This window comes from Coprococcus sp. AF19-8AC, from assembly GCF_003603115.1.
Lineage (GTDB): Bacteria > Bacillota > Clostridia > Lachnospirales > Lachnospiraceae > Coprococcus > Coprococcus aceti.
This window is the reverse complement of record NZ_QTMI01000002.1, coordinates 567816-591160: the sequence shown is the minus strand read 5'-3', so window position 1 is coordinate 591160 and position 23345 is coordinate 567816. Positions and strand designations below refer to the sequence as shown.

The window sequence follows — 23345 nt, the reverse complement described above, 5'->3', positions numbered from 1 at the left end:
TCAGACTTACTTTATGTTTATTATCCTTATCTCTTATAACAGTTTTCCAGCCAAAGCTTCGAGCGCTGCCACATCCGACTGCTTGAACGCGGACCTTATTGTCACATGCTCATCCACGATCTCTATATCCTTCATCGCTGCCATCTGCTCTTTCATGAGTTTCGCCGCCATTGGTGCCCATGAACCATTTTCAATGAAAGCGACCTTTCTCTTCTGGTATGCCTTCATCTTCAAGTGGTTGATGAAATCCGCCATGACAGGCATCACACCGCCATCATATGTTGGGGCTGCAAGCACAAGTCTGTCGTATCTGAATGCATCCTCTATACACTCTGCGATATCATCCCTTGAGAGGTCTGATATCGCAACCTTTGGCGCCCCCTTTGCCTCAAGTATCTCCGCCAGCTTCTTTGCCGCCTTCTCTGTGTTGCCGTGGAGACTGCAGTATGCGATGAAGATTCCCTCATCCTCAGGTGTGTAGGTTGACCACAGCTGATATTTGCCTATGTAATATTCAAGATTCTCTGTGAGTATAGGTCCGTGAAGTGCGCATATCTTCTGTATGTCAAGTCCTGCTGCCTTCTTGAGAAGTGCCTGTGCAGGCATTCCATACTTTCCAACTATATTGAAGTAATATCTTCTCGCCTCGCATGCCCAGTCCTCATCTGTATCCAATGTTCCAAACTTGCCAAATGCATCCGCTGAGAAGAGTATCTTCTCGCTCTGCTCATATGTGACCATGACCTCAGGCCAGTGAACCATAGGAGCCATAAAAAACTGAAGTGTATGGCTTCCAAGTGAGAGTGTCTGTCCCTCTGCAACGGTCACGCTTCTGTCTGCCACAGGAACCTCAAAGAAGTTTGGAAGCATTGCGAAAAGCTTTGCATTTGATACAATCTTGATATCCGGGTATTTTGCAAGCACATCACCAAGATTCGCCGAGTGATCAGGCTCCAGATGTGAGATTATGAGGTAGTCAGGCTGCCTGTCGCCAAGCACCTCTGCCACATTTGCAAACCACTGGTCTGCGCACTTTGCATCCACCATATCCATGATGGCTATCTTCTCATCCATGATGACATATGAGTTGTACGCTATTCCGTTTGGCACTATGTACTGATTCTCGAACAGGTCTATGTCCTTGTCATCCACACCTACGTAAAATACTGTGTCAGTTACATTCTTAAGCATTGTATATCCTCCTCTTGATCCTAAGTATCTAATATAAATAATCCACGTTGTGTCCACATGATAAAATGATCGTTGCGACAGTTGCACTTGTGCAGACTATCATAATGACAGTTAATTATAACATACTAAATGAAAATAGAGAATCAGCACATAAGACCTGATTCTCCATTTTTTGATATTTTTTTATCATTGTCTGCTTATCCTTCTCTGCATCTTCTCCTGATACATACTGTGATCCGCTTCCCTCACATACTCTTCAAGGGTTTTATCACCATCTGGGTCTGTTATAACATAGCCTATACTAAACTCCAATTCAAACGGAAGCTTCTCCTGCGCCGCTATCTCCCTGGCCTTCTCAAGTATCGCCGCCTTTCTTTCCTCAGGAGTCTCATCCTCATCGTATATAGATATGGATACGAACTCATCTCCGCCGTATCTAACCGGAATACTGCTTATTCCGCCGCCTCCCGCCACAGCTCTGGCTGCATTTCTTATAGCCTTATCGCCAAACTCATGACCGTATGTATCGTTTATATATTTAAGCCTGTCCATATCAGCAAACATTATGAGAAGTGCCCTGCCCTGGCCCGCAGCCTTGTCAAATGCCTTTGCGGCGATCTGTCTCATGCCTTCCCTGTTGTATATCTGGGTAAGCGGATCCTTTATGGATATTGCCGTAAGCTCCTGATTGATCTGCTCCAGCCTCCATTTATTGAACAGGTTTATCATGGCTACATTCACTTCGCTCATTACAGTTGACCAAAGCTGCTTATCCATGAGGTAATATCCATTTTCGACACAGCAGAACCCAACTGCCTTTTCTCCGAAATGAAATGGCGCAAATAAAAATATATTGCCGCCGGCTTCATCATCCAGAAGAGGAAACATACTGTGGTATGTATCGCTATCGCCATCCGCTATGCCCTGCCTGTACACGATCTGCATTCTATGAGGATAGCCCTTCACAGCAAATACATCCTCATCGTACGCCGCCGATAGTGTCGGGCCAGCTCCCCCCATCTCCACAAGGGATCTGTCGACAACCATAACGCATTTCTTACACTCTGCCTGTGAATATGCCGTCTGTACACATGGATAAAGGCCACTGTAATCACCACATTTGCTGAGCAAATGCGTGAAGTCAAGTGTGCTCTCATCTATCTCCTCGCGTTCCACAACTCCCATTATATAATTCTTCAGGTACTGTCTGCCGTTCAGCATAGCATCCGTGCCACAGCCACAACTCTCCGTAAATATACAATTATAATCTATATAAGAGCTGGTATCCGGATTGTTTCCCGCCCAGATATTCAGCATGATCTCTGCAGCCGCAGCTCCGATCTTCTCACGGATCCTGCTCACCGTTGTTATGCGCGGCGTATAGTACGCTGCTTTATCAAAGTTGTCAAATCCCGTAACCTTAAAATCATTTGGCACTGAAAGTCCAAGTGCTTCAGCTCTGTTGCACACACCCACCGCCAGGTTGTCATTTGAACAGATTATTACATCCGGAAGAATCTTCTTCACTATCTCCCGTTCTTCCAGCCTTCTCTCATCCATCTCCTCATTATTCGAAGCCTCGGCATCCGGAGCAGAATCCGCAAAACTGCCACTGGTTATCTCACCGTACACCTCCGCAGGTCCACCGTAATCCGGTCCGTCCTTCTCATGTTTTATACACGTATGTCCATGTGCTCTGAGCAGCTCCTCGAATCCCGTCACGCCATCATTAAAACCAAAATCTCCAAACAGGACATCCTCATCCTCAACCTTGAGTCCATACACATCCATACAATCGCAGAATGCACGGCATCTCTCCTGAGCCTCATAGTTGTCCTTCGGTCCGGCAAGATACCACACCTTCTTCGCACCATGTTCCTCTATCATATGCCGAGTCATGTCATACATGGCATCATAATTGTCTATACCCACAAAATGCAGACCGTCAAAAGCAGTCTCGAGGCTTATAGCCGGAACTCCGCTCTTCCTTATCCTGTCCAGCAGTTCCGCCGTGACTTCCGGATATTTGATATTGTTGACAGATATTATGATCCCATCAAAGTCTGTCAGCTCCGGAAGATTGTATATATTGTATTCTCCATAGCTGTAACCGTCGTCCCTGTTCCAATTGCCGTTGCTGTTGAATATGTACAAATTAACATCAGCCCTGGCTTCCTTTATCTTCTGCATAAATCCCAGCGGCCAGGCGTAGGTGAAATACCTCTTCCAGCCATCCATGAACAATGCTACTTTTTTCATACCTTACCTCCTGATCAATCAGAACAACCCGTCCTGTCCCCCATCTGTAAATTTGCCAAATATATTAAAAAGGCGCATCTGCATATATTATACACAGACCCGCCCAACCAAAACATATCCAAATGTATCAAAAATATGTACTTTACTATCAGAAACCACGGGGACGGAGGGGACAGACACCTACGTCCCCATAATTTACTTAAGTGGATAGTCGTCATGCGCCGGCTTGTAATCACGTATAGTCTTAAGTGCCGGCAGAGCATGTCCGTCATAATCAAAAAGTGTCTGATTTGCCCATTCATTTCCGCATGGTCCAGACTCCTCTATGTATGACAGAGCACCTTCCGTAGCCCAGCCGCTTCCCGGTACTGGTATCCAGCCTGCCTCCCAATAATAAAAGCCATCGCCACCAGGAACATCATCTATCAGTTTCATTATGTCGTTCATAAATTCCGCCTGTCCCTCAGGTGTCATAGGGTAGTCAAGATTCTCCACCAGTGAAGGCTTTGTGGCATAGCCCTTTCTATCGTCAGGTCCCAGTTTCTCATATTCTGCGTAGTCCTCCATGGTAAATCCCATGGAAACCTCAGCGATAACTATCTTTTTGCCATATCTAACCGCCATATCTCGCATATTTGCCTCTAGCTCCTTCATGGTTCCATGCCAGAACGGATAATACGACATTCCGATTATATCAAAATCTTCTCCTCTTTCCATGTAGTGGTCAAACCAATCCACATACATAGGATTGTTGCCGCCATTGTCGAGATGTATCATGACCGGAATATCAGAGTCAACCGATCTGACCGCCCTTATTCCTGCGCTCACAAACTTCGCGATATTGTCATACTCCGGCTTCTGTCCCAGCGGCCACATCAGTCCGTTTGTAAGCTCGTTTCCAACCTGAACAAGCTGAGGGAGAACGCCCGCAGCCTTCATCTCTAAAAGAGTCTCCCTTGTGTAGTCGTACACAGCCTGCTCAAGCTGATCCGCATCCATGCCTCTCCACGCCTTCGGCACCCTCTGCTTGCCCGGGTCAGCCCAGAAATCACTGTAGTGATAATCAAGCAGAATGCTCATTCCATGATCCATAGCGCGCTTCGCGAGTTTTTTGTATACCTCAAGGTCATTTGTGCCCGCACCATAAGGTACGCCGTCCTCCGTGTACGGATCATTCCACAGACGAAGTCTCACAGAATTCACACCATAGTTCTTAAGTATGTCAAATATATCTCCCTGCACACCATTGTCATAATATTTCGCCCCCAGCTCTTCAACCTCGACAACAGCGGAGAGATCCACGCCCTTTATATAATCTGCCATATTTTTGTCTCCTTCACCTGCATTTATTTTACTGCCTGTTATAACCAAGAACAGCCGCCGAAGAAAAATGTTCTGCATACCCCTGATGTACCAGTTCATCTTCATCTGTCGGCGGCCTTCTATCAAGATGACATCTGTCACCTAGTCGTCAAATGTAATCCTGTCATACATTCTTCCATATTTTATTCTGATGAGCTCGTTCTTTGCCAGAACGTCCTCCTCTGGTCCAACATACTGACAACGGATACAGTAGTATTCCTTCTTGTCCTTATCATAGAACATATCTATATCCAGATCTCTCATAAAACACATTGGACATCTGTAATTTAATTTGCCTTTTCCAGACTGAGCCATGTTGAAAATACCTCCTTATCCTTAAGTGTCTTTGTAAACCCGAGAGTGAACATTGGCGAGAACGCATATCCCTCTTTGAAATATCCTGTTGCATCGCTGCCAGATGCTCCCATGGCAGCCTTTGTCTCGATCGCAGGTATAACTGCTGACACCTCATCGGCGCCTGCGAGATCCTCTTCTCTGCACTTGTACTCATATGTGAGTGACTTGCTCTCTGAAGCATTCTTTGCTGTGAGAGTGATTCCTGTCATGTCCTCTGGGTACTCTGTTGTACCGTAGCATGCCACCATGTACTCATTGATCTCAACCTCTGCATCAGGGTTGCTCATCTCGAGGATAGTTCTTTCATGTCTTATCTTGGATGAACCCTCCTCAAAATATATCTTTGTCTGAAGTTTAACTGTCAGATCGTAGAACTCGATGTCAACCGGGTCAAGTGTAAGGATTCTTGTGCTTCCCTCCTGCGAGAATGTTGCCTTTGTTCTGCACAGACAGAGGTCGACCTCCTCACCCTTGTAGCTGATCTTGGCACTTCTTACAGTACCCTCTCCAGCATAGTGTGTGAAATATCCTGCTCTGTACTTCTCCTGGATCAGGAATGGATATGAAGCATCCTGAACATGTGGAGTTCCGATACCTACAGGCCAGTTGAGCTTTGCAGCGTATGGTCTGAGGTCAACGATCGCACCGCCCTGATCCATGTTGATCTGGGCTCTCATGTATGGATCGCAGTACCAGAATATCTGCTTGTCTGATCCGTACAGTATATCCTTCCAAAGAGCACACTCAGGCTCCTCGTATGTCTTGTTCTCTCTGTAGAAGTCAGCAAATTCAGCCATTGTCATGTCGATACATTTGCCTTCCTTCTTCAGGTCGCCATAATACTTCATTCCATCCTCGTAGCTCTTCTTGAGCAGCTCGTATGGAGCCTCCCAGCGTCCCATCTTGTTCAGCCAGCCTGGTCCAACGAACATCATGTTGTATGAATATCCATTGTTGAACTTAGCCAGATGACGATACTGGTCGATCAGGTTGTACAGATATGGGTACTCCCATGTCTTGCTGTCATAGATCATTCCACGGAGAACGTTCTGTGGATGTGTACCAAAGTTAGAACCATTTCCATCATAGCATGCCAGCAGATCTCTTGAAAGATGCGGGATGGCAACGATTCCGCTGTCCTCAGCCTCATTTGCTGCAGGTGCATGTGTGTTCTGCTTTGAAGGTATCCACGGATTCCATGGGCCGCCATCAAACAGTGTGTACCATGAGTTGTTACATGTGTGGTAAGCCTTAGGGCCCTCCTCCCAGCATGTTGCAACTGCACACTTGACTGATGGATACTTCTCCTTGATGTAGTTTGTAAGCTCAGCATCCATATAGTATGAACCTGTAGACACTGGATAAAAGCCAAATATATCATGGAACTTTCCAAATACGTCATCGACGATATTCTTCTTGTCCTCCATAGAGAACATCCAGATACAGAAGTCCTTGGTCTTGTACTTCTCTCTGAACTCTGTGCAGGGAAGTCCGAGAAGTGAGAGCGCTATCTCATCTCCATACTTCTCATGATGCTCCTTGGCGAGTGATACAGCCTCCTCGTTAAAAAGGCTGGCATATGTCATCTGAATAGTAGTCTTGAGTCCGTTCTTGTGAGCTGTCTCCTGCTGGAACTTGAATATGTCCAGTGACTCTGTGAGGAGAGCTTTTCTTCCGATATCCTCTGCCTGACCATGGCCTGTAACCTTCTCGGCATACTCAGGAACCATCTCAGGACGATGGATAATGTTTACAATAAATGTATTCTCCATATCTTAAATCTCCTATTTCGTATATGTTGTAACCTTTTGATCTAAAGATAATCGTCCCCAAATAAGCGACAATATCCTCATTTTTCATCCTGTCTGCCCTATTTTAGGGCTAATTATAGCAGGCATCCGCACCACCATCCATATGTGGTCCATCCGGCAACGCAGACACCTGCCCAAAATAAATTTTCTCATTTCTCTCAGACCGTCCGCCTTAACCCTTTACAGAACCGCCAGTTACACCCTCTACATAGTACTTCTGCATTATGACGAACAATATTGAGATAGGGATAGCTACCACGATACCGCCGGCGCAGAATACTGAGAAGTATTTGTTGACGAGTGATTTTTCAAGCATATTGTAAAGACCTATAGCTACTGTCCAGTCCTTCGAAACTCCTGAGTTGAGCATAAGCTTTGCGAATACAAAATCGCCCCAAGGTATAAGGAATGAACTGATTACCTGATACACCACGATTGGCTTACACAGAGGAAGGATTACCTTCGTAAATATCTTCGCCTCCGAAGCACCCTCAAGTCTGGCAGCCTCCTTAAGTGACATAGGTATTGTGTCCATGAATCCCTTCATGATGAGGAATCCAAGTCCTGATCCTGCTGAGTAAACTATGATCATACCGAAATGGCTGTTTGTAAGTCCCAGCATCTTCAGGATAAAGTAAATTGCTATCATGAGAAGTGGGCCAGGGAACATGTTCAGTATCAGTGACGCACTCATGATCTGTTTTCTGCCGTTGAATCTCAGGCAGCTCATCGCATAGCTGACCATAATTACAAATATAGTAGAGATGATACATGTAAATACTGCAATAATAAGTGTATTCTTGAACCATGACACATACTGCACAACCGAGTCAGGTCTTGTAATCAGCTGAACAAAATTGTCCATAGACCAGCTCGTTGGGAAGAAATGCGCTGTATTGATTCCCTTATATCCGCTGAATGAAGTGACAATCAGCCAGATGATCGGAACCAGCCAGATAACTGCGAGGACAAGTAATACGATATGTTTAACGATTGAACCTATTGTTTTCTTCATTACTGGTACTCCTCCTCTTTATCTCCTGCAATCATTCTTGAGAATGATATAAGTGTAAATGCTGCACATATGATAAATACTATGATACCGATAACAGATGCCATCTTGTAGTCGTAGTATTCATTTGTAAGTCTGAACAGCCATGTAACAAGAAGGTCAACTTCCTTCGCATGCGAATTGGCGAGAGCCTGATTCTGTGTGACGAATACATCCTGTGTGAGCAGGTAGATTACGTTGAAGTTGTTGATGTTCTTTACAAAGTCTGTTATAAGTGCCGGGCCCTGGATGAACAGGATATATGGCATTGTGATCTTCCAGAACACCTGGAAATTTGTTGCTCCATCGATCTTTGCACTCTCGATCTGATCTGTAGGTATGTTCATCAGAACGCCTGTTGCGATCAGCATCTGGTATGGAACACCGACCCAGATATTGATGAGAATGATCATTACCTTTGCCCAGTGAGGATCAGTCAGGAACGGTATATATGTAAGATGCTCACCGACAAGTCCTGCATGCTTAAGCAGGTCTGTGATACCGATATTTGAGCAGATAGTGTTCACAATACCGGAATCAGCGAAGAAGTTTCTAACCAAAAGCAGTGTTACGAACTGTGGAACTGCTATTGATATGATGAAAAGTGTTCTCCACATCTTTGGCAGCTTGGTTGTCTTGGAATTGATCGCCTTGGCAAGAAGGATACCGCCTATGAATGTGGTAAATGTCGCCATGACCGCCCATACAAGTGTCCAGCCAAGAACCTTTCTGAATGAATATCCAAATGTTACTGTCATGCTGTTTGAGAACAGGCTTGCAAAGTTCTTGAAGCCCACCCATGTAAACAGTGAGTTTGGTGGAAGGTGCTGCTGATCATAATTGGTAAATGCCACTGCAATAAGTATCAGTATTGGCAGAATATTCATTATGACTACACCAATTGTCGGAAGTGTGAGAAGTGTTATGTGGAACTTCTCGTTGAAGAGTGACTTCATATCTTCCTTGAATGTATTTATATGTTCTCCATTTTCCTTCATCTGCTGAAGCTTGTACACTGTCTTGATATTGTGAATGTAGAAAAGCACGAATATAAGAATGATGAACAACGCAACCACCGAATTGAGAAGGATCTGGAAAGAATTGTCGTAATTATTAGTAGTTGTCTGCATGGTGAGTGGATCAAATACCTGCTCAAACTTTACAGTTCCAAGAGTTCCAAATTTGGCAAGGTTTGGTGCCGCATAGCCTACGCACATCAACACAAACGCAGCCTCAACGATGAGCATGATCAAACCATTGACGATCTGCTTTCTTGCGAAGTAACCTGCACCCATGATAACCGCTGAGAGCTTAACCCATATATCACCTTTTGCAAAAGCAACACCAAAATTCTTGAAATATCTTCCTATGGCTTTAAAGAATCCTGATATTTTCTTCATGAAAAAGCTCCTCTCTTTTTAAAATGCCCCATATGCCACGAATGACATATGAGGCATTCTCATTATAACTTATAAATATTATTCAAAGTACTTCTTATTTAAAATTACTCCTGTGATACAGGTGCCTCAATTCCTTCTACAGCGTTGTCGAGAAGCTTCTGAAGATCTGTTCCGTCCGGATTACCCTGAGCAAGGATTGAACCAAGTGTCTCTGCTGGTGTCCAGTAGTTACCGCCTACACGCTGTGGTGTTGCATATGCTGCCTGAGCTGCAAGAGCTGATATAGCTGGATTAGCCTTAACTTCCTCTGACTCTGAAGCGTTGATGTTTGAAGGACCAAGACCTCTCTGCTTAAATCTTGTAACCTGTGTATCCTCTGATGTAAGATACTCAGCAAGAAGCATTGACCAGCCTACGTTCTTTGAATGTGGGTTTACACCGATAAGCTTGCAGCCTGAGAATGATGCCATCTGAACCTGCTTGCCTGCAACTGTGTATGTAGGGAGCTTAGCTGCTGCATAGTTCTCGCCCCATGCTGCCTCAGCGTCTGCTGCTCTCCATGTTCCGTTAACTGCTGCACAGATCGTACCCTCAGCGATTGCTGTTGCCTGTGTAGGATCATCCATATCTACAAATACGCCTGTCTTAAAGAGATCAAGAATTGCCTGAGCTACGTCTGTACCGCCTGCCTGATTCCAAGTACATGTATTTGTAAGTCCGTCATCGTTAAGTGTAAGGTCAAGACCTGCGCCCTGGAAGAATGAGTATACATACCATGCATCTGATACGTTCATAGCGATCTTCTTGTTTGCCTTCTTTGCTGCCTCGATCATGGCATCCATCGACTGAACATCATCCTCTGTGAATACTGATGAATCATAGAACATGAAGTATCCGTTGTCTGCTGTCATTGGATATGCATATAATGTTCCATCAACAGAAGCTGCCTCTATAGAAGCTGCCACATTCTCGTTTGCAACATCAAAAGTGTATGTAGCCTGTACCGGCTGAAGTGCACCAGCCTTAACCAGCTCATTGATCTGATCATCAGCAAATGCGAATACATCAGGAGCAGCCTCAACGTCTACCAGGATATCATCCTTTGCCTTTGACTCAGACTCGGCTCCGAGTGTGATGTTGAAGTCAACATCTGAATACTTTTTCTTGAATTCTTCAATAACCTGTGTTGTGAGATCCTGATCTTCCTCAGAAGCCCATACCGAAAGATCTACAGTTTCTGTTGTTGCATCAATTAAGTTCTGAATTGCATCATCTGATGCTGCAGCCTGTGTTGTGCTGTCGCCAGCAGCTGCTGTTGTTCCTTCGTCCTTCGAATCTGCGTTGCCACATCCCGCAAGGCATCCTGCCATCATCGCAGCAACAAGTGTTAATGATAAAACTTTCTTTCTCATTCTTATGTCCTCCTCTTTAAATAAATAACAAGAAAATTAGTTGCTCTTTTTGTTTCCCGTGCGCAATCGGTTGTTCTTTATGGTTATATATTATCAGTTCTGTTTATTGTTGTCAACTACTAATTCATATAACTTTCAAAATAAAAAAATATACATTTTGCACAAGTCACTTTGTTTGGAAACGTTTCCATGTTCGTTATATTTTGCGCACCCGTTTGCGTTGCACACTATATATGGTAATATTTGTTAATCATCTGCTATCCCATATGTAAGATTTTCATGTTTCATTTCCTTTTCCAGCCATTATTACACTCATTTAGGCCGTTTTTTCATTACTTTTCTCTTTGTTACACCATAGAATATTGCTATAACAGCAATATTCTATGGTGTATTTTCATGCCCGTCGCGCATCATTTTTTTGCGCATGTTGCGCATATTCTGGCTCTTTTCACATAAAAACAGGGCGTCAGCCAAACACTGACGCCCCTCTGGGAAGGATATATAACTATGAATTACTTCGTTGACTCTTTTAATCTGAGTTCATAACCCAGATGTGTCTTCTTCTTAACTTCGTTGCCCTCTATAAAATCCACCAGCAGTTTACATGCTACCATTCCAAGCTCACGCGGATCAAACTGGAGCGATGTGATCGCAGGCTGGTAATTGTTCAGAAGTGAGCTGTTGTAGAATGACGCAACTCTCACATCAGTTGGCACCTTTATGCCCTTCTTATCCAATATATTAAGTACATTCTGGCATATTCCATCATCCATACACAGTATGCATTCTGCTTTCTGCTTCATTATCTCTTCAATGGCATGTTCACATAATACTGAATTATCTATATCAAAGTATACCAGGCTGTTATCTACCGGTACCTCCATATCCTCCATCGCATCAAGATATCCTCTATACCTGTTGAGGGTTACCACATGATTCTTATTACCACCCATGAGGGCTACCTTAGTCATTCCTTTGGCAAGCAGTATAGATGTAAGCTCACGGCATGCACTTCTGTGATCATGATCAACCTGGACAACATTGTCATCATCCATACTTCCAACCACAACAAATGGTATCTTTTTTTCCTTGAGATATTCTGCCGGGGCATCATTCACAAGAGTTCTTCCAAGTACAACCCCATCCACCTTATGATTCTCAACAATTCTCTCCAGCTGGCTCATATCATCCGGTGACACTGTACACACAAGCACATCATAATCCACTGGCGCAGCCATCTCCAGCAATCCCATCAGGCACTTCTGAAAGAATGGCAGATCCACCACGCTGTAGTCGCTCGGCATGACCCACCCTATATTATAGGATTTTGACTGTGCCAGCCCCTTCGCTATAACGCTTGGCTTATAATTATGCTCCTCTATATACTCGAGAACTCTCCGCCTTGTCTCGGCACCGATCCTTCCCTTTCCGGAAATCGCTCTCGATACTGTAGTCTTAGATATATTTAACGCCTCAGCCACATCAGAAATGGTCATCTTCTGGCCTGACTCTTTTGTCTCCATATTCAAGTCTCCTTTTGTTCAGCACGTATCACCGCATTTGCGCAACGCTCCATGCGCAATCGGTTGCCCTTAATATTATCATAGCTTTTTTTGTGCACAAGTCAAGAATTTTTTGATTTTTACCATGTCAAGTTGGCTATTTTGTCAAAAAGAACAAAGATATTTTTTTATTTGTGCAATTATATCTTACTTTGATGCCCACAGATCCCTGAGAGCCTGCTGCAAATAAGAGAAATCCACAGATGGCACATCCGGATTCAGTCTGCCCTCTTTCCTGCACACATCATATAATCTTATTCCAAGAGATGCCACATCCCGTCTGTCCTCCGCAAACAGACTTGCATACAGCATGTCAAATTCAACCAGAGCTTTAAGGTCACCTGACCAACCCGATGCAAGCCAGGCTATATCAGCCGTCTTGTCATCTCCAAGTGCTTTAACGCTCTCAACCAGTTGACTATATTTGCTGTTGACAGTTCCATTCTTCATACCCTGCCAGTGAAAAAGTGCAGTCTCAGACACACCGAGAGCACTAGCTATAGCCGGAATGTGCCGCACTGTCGGAAGCCTCTCCTCATTCTCCCACTTGTAATATAGCCCTTCTGTTATCTTATGATTCTCCGGCAGGAGCTTATTTATCTCCGCAACCATATACTTTACCGTATACTTCGAAGATCTGCTGTTTTTGCGGATATCCCGCATATTGAAGCCTATCGTATCTACCATTTCTGTAGAATCCGACACCCCCTTTTTTGTTCTCCTTCTATTCATCTCTCTCCTCCATTGTATACATTTATACAGATTGTACAATTTTGTATCCATAAATATCCTACCACTTATCGCGTTAAAGTGCTACATTTTTATCCATACAAAAACAAAGGAGATCATTATGACAGACTTAAACAATGCCGAAACACAAACCGATGCCCCCTGTTCCGCCATCAATTATTGTAACCTCAACGGATACGAACTCACCGCAGAAGAGAAGATAATCTTTCTTAGTTCCTATGTATCCCGCATTGACAACGAGACAGTGTATCAGCCCGCAACCAGGGAATTTGTCCAGAATTTCAATGTAGATGCAGCCATCAGCATAATAAACAATTATGCCACAGCAGACTCATTTTTCAGAAGAATGACAGGTTCATTTCCGTATATCAAAAACTCGCAGCGTTTTTCATCCCCGGATATATATTTTCTTCTATTGGAGTTAAAACTGTACATCAACGAGAGACGGCGCGTAATAGCAAAAAATAATTCAGCGGACACGCTCTCTATCATTGAACAATACAAAAACCGTTACTCGTTCAACCAGTCAGCCACCCAGAAAATGGAAGCCCTGCACAGCATAAAAGGTTTCGCACATCCATCTTTCTTTGTGCCGGAAACCGTACTGTACATAAACGAAAACTCTATCCTGTACGTACACTCAGCTTTGCGCTATATCGATATGCTTCTCGAATACATGCAGCGGAATGACAATTCTATAGATTATGAAATTTATTCTTTTTTTCAAAACTTCAAATCCATGTTATTCAACAACGAGCACGACACAACGCCAACATATATAATCGACCAGTCAAGAGATTATATCTATAGCATTCTCGGAAATAGTAAAAGAAAATCTAAGATGACCGACATATGCAAATACGCAGCCTTCGTGGAAAGTCTCACAGAACTCGGTAACGCCATAAGTGCATCCAATATGAAACTCTAAATCCCCCCCTGTTTTTCAGAACATAAAAACAGCCCGTCGTTTATGCGACAGGCTGTTAAGAAGGGGGGAGTGGAGGATTCCTATGTTTTGGGGTTTGGGGTTATGGGGTTACATTACATCGTATAAAGGGATTTCTACGAATTTCGTGCTAAGGGAACCCTCCGTCTATCAAAATATAAGTGATTGTCTTTTTTATAACCAGAAGGCTTGTTGATCACAACTCATCTCCTTGTTATGCCCATATACTATCAAAACACTTTGAAATTGTAAATACGCAAAAATTTATAAAACGAAGGCTTTTTTTTGTGGTAATTTATCAACAGTTGCGCATTTCAATAGTTTTTAGAAGATTTTTGAATGCAAAATGATTGTTTTATTCACGTTTGAACGGTTTATTGTTCATTATGATCACTTTTCGCAACAATAAATTTCAGATTATCGTGCAAAGCTGTCAAATTCGTTTGACTGTTGGCGAAGATCGGAGTGTTGTAATATAATAGTAAGAAGTCAATGATCTCGGAGGACATGCTATGAATGAAAACGATATTCTAAAGGGGCGGTTAAAGGATCTGGCAAATGCCGCCTTCCGCCAGAACAGATATACATATACTAATTTTCTGAGTGCTGCAGACATGGAAGTATTTTACAGCAATCTTGAACAGTTGTCATTTGCAGGATATACCATCTTTGGAGGCAGGGAATCCTGCGACCGCGTTATGATCGCCTTTGGAAATGAAGCCGACTGCGGCTACGCACCGGCTTTTCCCATCTGCACCATGAAGGTTTCCGCTGTTTCGGACAAATTCTCAGACGATCTGAACCACAGGGATTTCCTTGGGGCACTTATGAATCTTGGCATTGAGAGGGAGATGGTGGGCGATATACTGATCACCGAATCCACTCATTCTGGCAAGCACAACAATGCCTATATATTCTGTGTGGACACTGTTGCCGATTATATCGCTGAAAATCTGACAAAGATAAGGCACACAAATGTAAAATGTACTTTTTGCAGCACCCAGGATACTGATGAGATACAGATAAAAAAGGAACCTCTGCACATAATCGCAGCATCTGCAAGAGCGGACGCAGTGACCGCCACAATAACAGGCCTTTCAAGAAGCAGCACATCCCTGTTGTTCAGGGAAAAGAAATTTTCACTAAACAACAGGTTGTACGAAAACAGCAGCTACCAGTTAAAACCGGGCGACGTATTTTCAATACGTGGATATGGCAAATATGAATTTGTCGAGACAGGCAGCGCAACCCGGAAGGGCAGACTGAACATAGAATTACTCAGATATATTTGATCTTCTAACAACTAGCAATTGATCAGTTCACTGTAGTATCTTTTCACATCAGCGCGTCTTGTTGCGCTGATGTGTATACTTTTACCATTTGTCAGTATCATTTCATGAGCCGTGCATCTGCTCACATGATCCGGATTTACAAGATAGGATTCATGTGGTCTGATAAATCCCCCGTAGCCCACCTTCATGCGCTTTTCCATCTCGCCAATACTTCCATAAAAAACATATTTTTGTTCCGTTGTGACCAGATTTATGCGACGCAGTTCGCTTTCAAAATACATTATGCTCCGGGTATCTACACTGTATCTCACCCTTCCGGATACAAATGTGAATCTTCTCTCATCCCGGCTCCCCTCAACCGCCATCGTCATCACCTTTTTGAAATTTGCCGCATTAACAGGTTCATACAGAATATAACACGGTTGGATATCATACAATCTCCGGTTTATTCCTGCTGCTATCATCACGAGACTACCTACCCTGCGGTCTTTTTTCAAGACATCGGCCACATCCCAGGAACGATACACCACCACTACATCGTAAATTCCTTCAAGATCCATGTCGACCATGATCGCATGCACATTGTCATAATATCTCACAGCGCACACACATCCCGCATCTCTCTGCCATATACCCATGTACTCCTGCAACAACGGGCTCATTACTTTCTCCTCACTGTACACAGCAATCTTCAGCATATCTCCCTCCAAAGCTGCAGAAGCTTCCGCTCCTGTTCATCCCGGATAACGATTTCCTCCCTCGGAGTCACATCCTCCTCCATCACATCGATATCCCATATGAAATAATCACATGTGCGGTTAAGCACCCTCGACAGCAGCACCAGCCGCTTCAGGCTCGGCAGACTTCCGCCATTTTCAAGACGGCTTATATATTTGCCATCTGCATAGATAAGATACCCCAGCTCCTTCTGTGTGAGGTTCATAGACTTGCGGGCATCCTTTATTCTCTGCCCAATAATAACACTGTTCAATTTTTTCTCCTCCCTATCCGTCCCCGCGGACAACAATATTACTTTACAATAAAATCGCAAAATAAAAAACCGCATCCCATGCGGACTTTCCACATAAGATGCGATTTTTAGTACACTTATTTACTAAATATTTCGAAAAACTTTATTTTTATTCTTATTTTGTAATTCCAAGCTTTATTGCCTCGTCAGCTACAGCCTTGGCAACCACCTTAGCAACTCTCTCGTCAAATGCTCCAGGAATGATGTAATCCTCCTTGAGCTCATCATCTGTTACAATGGATGCGATAGCCTTGGCTGCTGCCATCTTCATCTCTTCAGTTATGCCTGTTGCCTTGGCGTCCAGGGCACCTCTGAATATTCCCGGGAATACTAGAACGTTATTGATCTGGTTTGGATAATCCGAACGGCCCGTCGCCATTACTCTTACTCCGCCCTTTGCCGCTTCCTCAGGCATGATCTCAGGTGTAGGGTTTGCCATGGCAAATACTATAGGATCTGCTGCCATAGATGCAACCATCTCTGCTGTCACGATATTTGGAGCTGAAACTCCGACAAATACATCCTTACCCTTCATTATCTCGGCAAGAGAACCTGTCTGTCTGTCCTTGTTTGTAATCTCTGCCATCTCTGCCTGTGCCGGATTCATCCAGTCCTGTCCAGGACACAGAGCACCCTGCCTGTCCACGAGAACCACATTGCCTATACCGAGCTGAAGCAGAAGCTTACATATTGATATACCTGCAGAACCTGCTCCGTTGATAACCACATTTGCCTCGTCAAACGGCTTGCCGACAAGCTTTAACGCATTGATGAGTCCTGCTGACACAACGATAGCTGTACCATGCTGATCGTCATGGAATACAGGAATGTCAAGTTCTTCCTTAAGTCTTTTCTCTATCTCGAAGCATCTTGGAGCTGATATATCCTCCAGATTGATTCCGCCAAATACAGGTGCAATGCGCTTTACTGTCTCAACGATCTCATCCACATCCTTTGTGTCAAGGCAGATAGGGAATGCGTCAACTCCGCCGAACTCCTTGAAGAGTATGGACTTTCCTTCCATTACAGGTATAGCTGCCTCAGGTCCTATATCTCCCAGACCGAGAACCGCTGTTCCGTCTGATACCACGGCAACCATGTTGCCCTTGCATGTATATTTGTATACGTCAGCCTTATTGTCACGGATCTTTCTGCAAGGCTCTGCAACGCCCGGTGTGTAAGCCGTGCTCAGATCGTCTCTGTTCTTCACTGCCACCTTGGACACTACCTCTACCTTACCCTTGTGCTCCTCATGCATCTTAAGACTTAAACTATTGTAATCCATGTCTGTTCCTTTCTGCGCACCCGCGCATCCTGTATTTTATCTACTGTATATATAACAGCGCCTCTCCTATATAGCGCTGCTCCGGAATCCCTGTTTTCCCCGGCAACACCGCTTATTCCATAATAACCTTGACTCACATTTTAGTCAACGATATGTGCCAGCATATGTACTCTGTTGAATGGGAACGAGAAGTAATATCCGTCCGCAAAGTCCGAAGTGTACTCAAGTATATCTCTGGCAATCTGTATGCCGCACTCCTCGCCTTCCTGCCTTGTGGCATTTTCACTGTATCTCTCTATGATCTCGTCCGGGATCTCTATGCCTGACATCTCATTTTTCATGAACAAGGCATTTCGCCTGCTGACAAGCGGCATGATTCCCACAAGTATTGTCGCGCCGGTCTCAGCCTTCATGTCTCTGAGGATCTGTGCCTGCTCTCTGGAGAACACCGGCTGTGTCAGAAAGAATTCAGCCCCGGCTTCCATCTTTCTCTTTATTCTGTCTATCTCAAACTTTGTGTTAAGTCTGTTCTGGTTGATCGCTCCGCCGTAGGTGATCTTATCCCCGCTGAACACCTCTTCGTTCATAGACTGCAGCAGCTTCATCATTCCGACTGAATCAAAGTTGAACACGCTCCTGGTCGTCTGTCTGAACATGACCGGAACCGGATCACCTGTTATGACAAGGAAATCCTTTATACCATTAAGCTGTGAACCGAGCACGCTTCCCCTTATGGCTATGGCATTCTTATCACGGCAGCACAGATGCGGCATGACCCTGAGTCCTGTCTCCTTATGCACTTTCTCCGCCATGAGTATGGAATCCGCTCTGGTTCTTCCCGATGGCGAATCAGGGAATGTCACCACATCCACATGTGACTGCTTAAGTATATGGGCTGCATCAAGCAGCTTCTGATCGTTGACATCCACCGGAGGTGCCAGCTCCACAGCAATCAGCTTGTGCTTGTGTCCGTCGGCATTTTTTGTGGCTGCCCCGCCACGCTCCAGACGTCCTTTGAGAAAATTGTCCTTTACAGCACTGTCAGCCTGTACCTTTTCCACATGAACCTTGGCAGCCTTTGCAATATCTCCGGTTTTCACCCATTCCATGATCTGATGTATGTATTCAGGATTTGTTCCGCAGCATCCTCCTATGATATCTGCACCAAGCGCCGCTATGTCCTGGATCTTATCTATGAATCCCTCTTTGTTGTCATTGAACACCAGTCTGCTCTGTGTAAACTTCGGGTATCCCGCATTCGGCATGACTGATACAGGCTTTCCGCAGTCTATATCCAGCTTTTTCAGAAGCTGAAGCATATGGTACGGACCAACTCCGCAGTTGAATCCAACACAGTCCACATCCTGATTTCCTGCCACCTGGGAGAGCAATGCTCTTGCCGAAAATCCACAGTTGCTGTACCCAAACTGGTTCACGCAGAACGACACCATGACCGGCGTGTTCTTTCTTGCCTTCAGGTGCTTCACCACAGGCTCGAGCACATTGAACTCAGGAAATGTCTCAAACCAGATGATATCCACTCCCATGTCCTGCATCGCCTCACCCAGCAGCTTGTACTGTGACACCCTTTCATTCAGTGTGAGACCGGCATCCGCAGGTATTGGGCCTATATCTCCGGCAATGTATACCTTTTTGTGATCCGTTCCAGCTTCGCCGTCCGCAGCCTGCTTCGCAAGCTTTACCGCCGCACGCACATTTGAAATGACATAATCCGTGTCAGCATCAAGGCTCGCTGTATTTGCCGCAAATGTATTTGTCCTTATAAGTCCGGCTCCAGCCTTCACATACTCCTTATGGATCTCCAGCACACGCTCCGGGTGGCGCATGTTTGCAAGCTCAGGAGCGACAGTTCCCTGCTCTCCGTACATTCCCACATAACAGGTTCCAAATGCCCCATCCGCGACAAGTAATTTATCCTTTAAACTCTCAAGTATATTCATCTAACATCTCCATCCTAATATTATTTTTCTACCTGTGTCTAAGTCCGATCCTTACATGTTAACTTCAGCCCTGTCCGCACTCTCATCTTTATTGCTTTACATCGGTGAACCATCCTACATAGAATAATATAATACATCTTCATAGTCAATTATTACTGGATTGAAATCATTAAATCTATCGGATTGGGATTGTAAAATCCATCGGATTGAGATTGCAAAATTAATCGGATTGAGATTGCAAAATCCCTTGCATTATATTATCATAATTTATAAATATATATAACTACTCAGGTCAATAATATTAGTGACATATAAGAACGGAGAGCATATAGCATATGAAAAGAAAAGATTACAAGCCAAGACTTTTAGACAATATATTAGATAATTACTTAGAAGCATTTGGCGCAGTATGCGTAGAAGGTCCTAAATGGTGCGGGAAAACATGGACATCGTCATACCATTGCAAAAGCGAGATAATGATTGGCAATCCAGATGGGAATTTTCAAAACAGACAATTGGCACAGCTAAGTCCATCATTGGTTTTGGTTGGTGAAACGCCAAGATTGATCGATGAATGGCAGGAAGTTCCACAACTATGGGATGCTGTCCGATTTAAGGTTGATCAAAACGGCACTAAAGGACAATTTATATTGACAGGATCTGCAACACCAAATCACAAAGGAATATTGCATAGTGGTGCTGGAAGGATTGCAAAATTAAGAATGCACCCAATGTCATTATTTGAAAGTGGCAATTCCAGCGGAAGCGTCTCGCTTAAAGATATATGCAACGGCAAGATAGAACCTCAAATATTAGGAGAAGTTAATCTGTCAAGGCTTATTGATTTTATTATAAGAGGCGGCTGGCCTGCCAATCAGGATGCGCCATTAAAACAGGCAGCATATCTTCCTAAGCAATATATTCAGGCTGTATTGGATGATGATGTATATCGAATAGATGAAATAAAAAGAGATAAACACAAAATGGAATTACTTCTCCGCTCACTTGCAAGAAATGAGGCTACAACTGTAACAAACAACAAACTTAAAAATGATATTAAAGAAATCGACAACGAAGATATTGATGTAGAAACCGTTGCCGCCTATCTGGATGTTTTTCACAGACTCTTCCTAACGGATAATCAAAAGCCTTTTGAAGCGAAGCTTCGATCACCCATCCGCATCAAACAGGCCGAAAAGAGACATTTGTCAGACCCGTCCTTAGCAGCTGCCTTGCTAAATGCAACCCCTGAAATGCTATTGAATGATTTGAATACACTAGGATTCTTATTCGAAGCATTATGTGAAAGAGATTTAAAAATATATGCAGAATCCTTCGATGCAGAATTATATCATTATCAGGATTATAATAACAACGAGATGGATGCAGTTATAGCACTGCCCAACGGAAAATGGTGTGGATTTGAAATAAAACTGGGTGCAAACCAAATAGATGCTGCTGCCGAAAATCTTATAAAAATAAAAACAGCAATTGAATCCAATGGCGGAATGGGTCCGGATTCATTATGTGTTATATGTGGATTATCTAACGCAGCATATCAAAGGTCTGATGGTGTATTTGTTGTTCCCATTACAGCATTGAGAAATTAGTTCTTGAACAGATTAAAAACAGGCTCGCCTTGACAATAATCAAAGCAGAGCCTGTTTATCTCACTGAAGGAGCGTGTACTGCTCCAGATTCCACACGTCTGTCACAAGACCATCATAAAATTCAGGCTCATGACATACCAGAAGTATAGACCCCTTATACTCGGAAAGAGCACGCTTCAATTCATCCTTGGCATCAACGTCAAGATGGTTTGTCGGCTCGTCAAGCAGAAGCACATTTGTATCAGTGTTGATTAACTTGCAAAGTCTCACCTTCGCCTGCTCGCCACCCGAGAGGACCTTCACCTTGCTCTCGATATGCTTGGTGGTAAGTCCGCATTTGGCAAGAGCCGCACGTACCTCATACTGGGTATATCCCGGGAATTCCTCCCAGATTTCCTGCAGGCATGTATTCTCACTCGGCTTGACCTCCTGCTCAAAGTATCCAATGTGCAGATAGTCGCCAAGCTGCGCCTTGCCGGATATAGCCGGGATAAGTCCAAGCACACTCTTCAGGAATGTCGTCTTTCCTATACCATTCGTTCCTGTGATGGCTATCTTGTCACCGCGCTCCATGCGGAGATTCATCGGTTTGGAAAGCGGCTTGTCCTTGCTGTAACCTATCACCAGATCATCGGTCTCGAATATGACCTTACCAGAGGTTCTCGCTTCCTTGAAGTTGAACTCAGGCTTCGGTTTCTCACGCTCAAGCTGAATGACATCCATCTTGTCAAGTTTCTTCTGTCTGGACATAGCCATATTTCTTGTGGCAACCCGGGCTTTATTTCTCGCCACAAAATCCTTCAGCTCAGATATCTCCTGCTGCTGCTTTCTGTACGCAGCCTCAAGCTGGGATTTCTTCACCGCATACACCTCCTGGAACTTGTCATAATCGCCGACATATCTGTTGAGCTGACAATTCTCCATATGGTATATGATATTTACAACTGAATTCAGGAACGGAATGTCATGGGATATAAGAATAAACGCATTCTCGTATTCCTGAAGGTATCTCTTGAGCCACTCTATATGGTGTGCATCAAGATAATTCGTAGGCTCGTCGAGCAGAAGTATCTCCGGCTTTTCAAGCAGAAGCTTCGCCAGCAGAACCTTGGTTCTCTGTCCGCCCGACAGCTCAGTTACATCCTTGTCCAGTCCAAGCTGCAGCAGGTCAAATGCTCTGGCAACCTCCTCAACCTTCGAGTCTATTATATAGAAGTCATGGCTGTCCAGAAGATCCTGAAGAAGTCCCATCTCCTCAAGAAGAGTGTTCATCTCATCCTCGTCAGTGACCTCCGCCAGCTTGTCACATATCTCATTTATCCTCTTCTCCATATCGAAAAGTCTGGAGAACGCATCCCTCAGCACTCCGCCTATGGTCATGCCCGGCTCAAGGACCGTGTGCTGATCCAGATATCCGACCTTCACATTCTTCGCCCAGGTCACTGTACCCTCATCCGGCATGAGACTGCCCGTCACTATATTCATGAAGGTTGATTTACCTTCACCATTTGCGCCGACAAGCCCTATGTGCTCGCCTGCCAGAAGTCTGAATGACACATTTTCAAATATTGCCCTGTCACCAAATCCATGGCTGAGGTTGCTTACATCTAATATCATAATCTCTCCTTGTCTTGTCTGACGGACGACACTTCATCCGCACGGGCGAGTTTGTATCCGGGTATATGCCAAATCACGTTTGCCTTCCCGAACTTCGTCCCGCTTCCATCGTGCATGCGGCTGTGCGGGCGATAAGGGCGTTTGCCCGCTCCGCCTTAGCGCAGAAGCGAAACGAAGCTCAGGCGGCTTCACTACCGATTTGGCATATACCCGGATACAACTCACTCCTATGCGGATGAAGTGCCTGTCTTTGTAATAATTTCCTTTAATTTCTGCTGTTTACTTATATCACAAAATATACACTATGAACAGTCAATTATTTTTATTAATGTCACGTACACCTTTAATGTACTCTTTCATAATTAGCCTGAACAACTATAATTGATCCATCAAAATGATCCCCGTGTTTCGAAGATCAACTGACTTTATACATCCGTAAAGCACAGCCA

The 23345-nt window shown here is 44.2% G+C and carries 18 protein-coding genes; 3 read left to right on the top strand and 15 right to left on the bottom strand.

Going from position 1 to position 23345, the window contains the following annotated elements:
* Nucleotides 1–33 precede the first annotated feature (33 nt).
* From DWX57_RS07395 to DWX57_RS07350, 10 genes are all read right to left on the bottom strand, one after another.
* Entirely contained in the window at nt 34–1191 is a 1158-nt protein-coding gene (locus DWX57_RS07395) for an FprA family A-type flavoprotein (protein ID WP_118016977.1), read from the bottom strand.
* A 186-nt stretch (nt 1192–1377) separates the two neighbouring features.
* On the bottom strand, nt 1378–3450 hold the full coding sequence (locus DWX57_RS07390; RefSeq protein ID WP_118016978.1) for a diguanylate cyclase: 2073 nt from the start codon (nt 3448–3450) through the stop codon (nt 1378–1380).
* Between the two features lie 195 nt (nt 3451–3645).
* A complete protein-coding gene (locus DWX57_RS07385; protein ID WP_120123532.1) occupies nt 3646–4773 on the bottom strand; it encodes a glycoside hydrolase family 53 protein in 1128 nt (375 codons plus the stop codon).
* Between the two features lie 141 nt (nt 4774–4914).
* On the bottom strand, nt 4915–5127 hold the full coding sequence (locus DWX57_RS07380; protein ID WP_015534553.1) for a hypothetical protein: 213 nt from the start codon (nt 5125–5127) through the stop codon (nt 4915–4917).
* Nucleotides 5100–6941 (bottom strand): hypothetical protein, encoded by a 1842-nt coding sequence (locus DWX57_RS07375; RefSeq protein ID WP_117550081.1) that lies wholly within the window; start codon nt 6939–6941, stop codon nt 5100–5102. The genes DWX57_RS07380 and DWX57_RS07375 overlap by 28 nt, the downstream gene beginning before the upstream one ends.
* A gap of 211 nt (nt 6942–7152) precedes the next feature.
* Nucleotides 7153–7995, bottom strand: a complete 843-nt coding sequence (locus DWX57_RS07370) for a sugar ABC transporter permease (protein WP_118016979.1) — start codon at nt 7993–7995, stop codon at nt 7153–7155.
* Nucleotides 7995–9431, bottom strand: a complete 1437-nt coding sequence (locus tag DWX57_RS07365; RefSeq protein WP_117550077.1) for a carbohydrate ABC transporter permease — start codon at nt 9429–9431, stop codon at nt 7995–7997. Before DWX57_RS07365 ends, DWX57_RS07370 begins: the two co-directional genes overlap by 1 nt.
* 104 nt (nt 9432–9535) lie before the next feature.
* A complete protein-coding gene (locus DWX57_RS07360) occupies nt 9536–10843 on the bottom strand; it encodes an extracellular solute-binding protein (protein WP_120123377.1) in 1308 nt (435 codons plus the stop codon).
* A 512-nt stretch (nt 10844–11355) separates the two neighbouring features.
* Nucleotides 11356–12366 (bottom strand): LacI family DNA-binding transcriptional regulator, encoded by a 1011-nt coding sequence (locus DWX57_RS07355; RefSeq protein ID WP_022217055.1) that lies wholly within the window; start codon nt 12364–12366, stop codon nt 11356–11358.
* Nucleotides 12367–12552: 186 nt separating this feature from the next.
* Entirely contained in the window at nt 12553–13137 is a 585-nt protein-coding gene (locus tag DWX57_RS07350; protein WP_117550073.1) for a helix-turn-helix domain-containing protein, read from the bottom strand.
* 118 nt (nt 13138–13255) lie between these two features.
* Here DWX57_RS07350 and DWX57_RS07345 point away from each other — a divergent pair, with 118 nt between their 5' ends.
* Both DWX57_RS07345 and DWX57_RS07340 read left to right on the top strand, forming a co-directional pair.
* Nucleotides 13256–14083, top strand: coding sequence for a hypothetical protein (locus tag DWX57_RS07345; protein WP_015534547.1), 828 nt, complete (start codon nt 13256–13258; stop codon nt 14081–14083).
* A 530-nt stretch (nt 14084–14613) separates the two neighbouring features.
* Nucleotides 14614–15393, top strand: a complete 780-nt coding sequence (locus DWX57_RS07340; RefSeq protein WP_117550071.1) for a YlmH/Sll1252 family protein — start codon at nt 14614–14616, stop codon at nt 15391–15393.
* An 11-nt stretch (nt 15394–15404) separates the two neighbouring features.
* On the opposite strand, the gene DWX57_RS07335 is transcribed toward DWX57_RS07340, so the two are convergent.
* The 4 genes from DWX57_RS07335 to DWX57_RS07320 form a co-directional block, all read right to left on the bottom strand.
* Nucleotides 15405–16091, bottom strand: a complete 687-nt coding sequence (locus DWX57_RS07335; protein WP_055272066.1) for a LytTR family transcriptional regulator DNA-binding domain-containing protein — start codon at nt 16089–16091, stop codon at nt 15405–15407.
* On the bottom strand, nt 16085–16384 hold the full coding sequence (locus DWX57_RS07330; RefSeq protein ID WP_022215971.1) for a helix-turn-helix domain-containing protein: 300 nt from the start codon (nt 16382–16384) through the stop codon (nt 16085–16087). Before DWX57_RS07330 ends, DWX57_RS07335 begins: the two co-directional genes overlap by 7 nt.
* Before the next feature lie 154 nt (nt 16385–16538).
* Nucleotides 16539–17708, bottom strand: coding sequence for an NAD(P)-dependent malic enzyme (locus DWX57_RS07325; protein WP_022215972.1), 1170 nt, complete (start codon nt 17706–17708; stop codon nt 16539–16541).
* A gap of 140 nt (nt 17709–17848) precedes the next feature.
* A complete protein-coding gene (locus DWX57_RS07320) occupies nt 17849–19669 on the bottom strand; it encodes a bifunctional homocysteine S-methyltransferase/methylenetetrahydrofolate reductase (protein WP_120123375.1) in 1821 nt (606 codons plus the stop codon).
* A 335-nt stretch (nt 19670–20004) separates the two neighbouring features.
* Here DWX57_RS07320 and DWX57_RS07315 point away from each other — a divergent pair, with 335 nt between their 5' ends.
* Entirely contained in the window at nt 20005–21279 is a 1275-nt protein-coding gene (locus DWX57_RS07315; RefSeq protein WP_120123373.1) for an ATP-binding protein, read from the top strand.
* 60 nt (nt 21280–21339) lie between these two features.
* On the opposite strand, the gene DWX57_RS07310 is transcribed toward DWX57_RS07315, so the two are convergent.
* Nucleotides 21340–22899: an ABC-F family ATP-binding cassette domain-containing protein gene (locus DWX57_RS07310; protein WP_055272064.1), complete on the bottom strand. Its 1560-nt coding sequence runs from the start codon at nt 22897–22899 to the stop codon at nt 21340–21342.
* Nucleotides 22900–23345 lie beyond the last annotated feature (446 nt).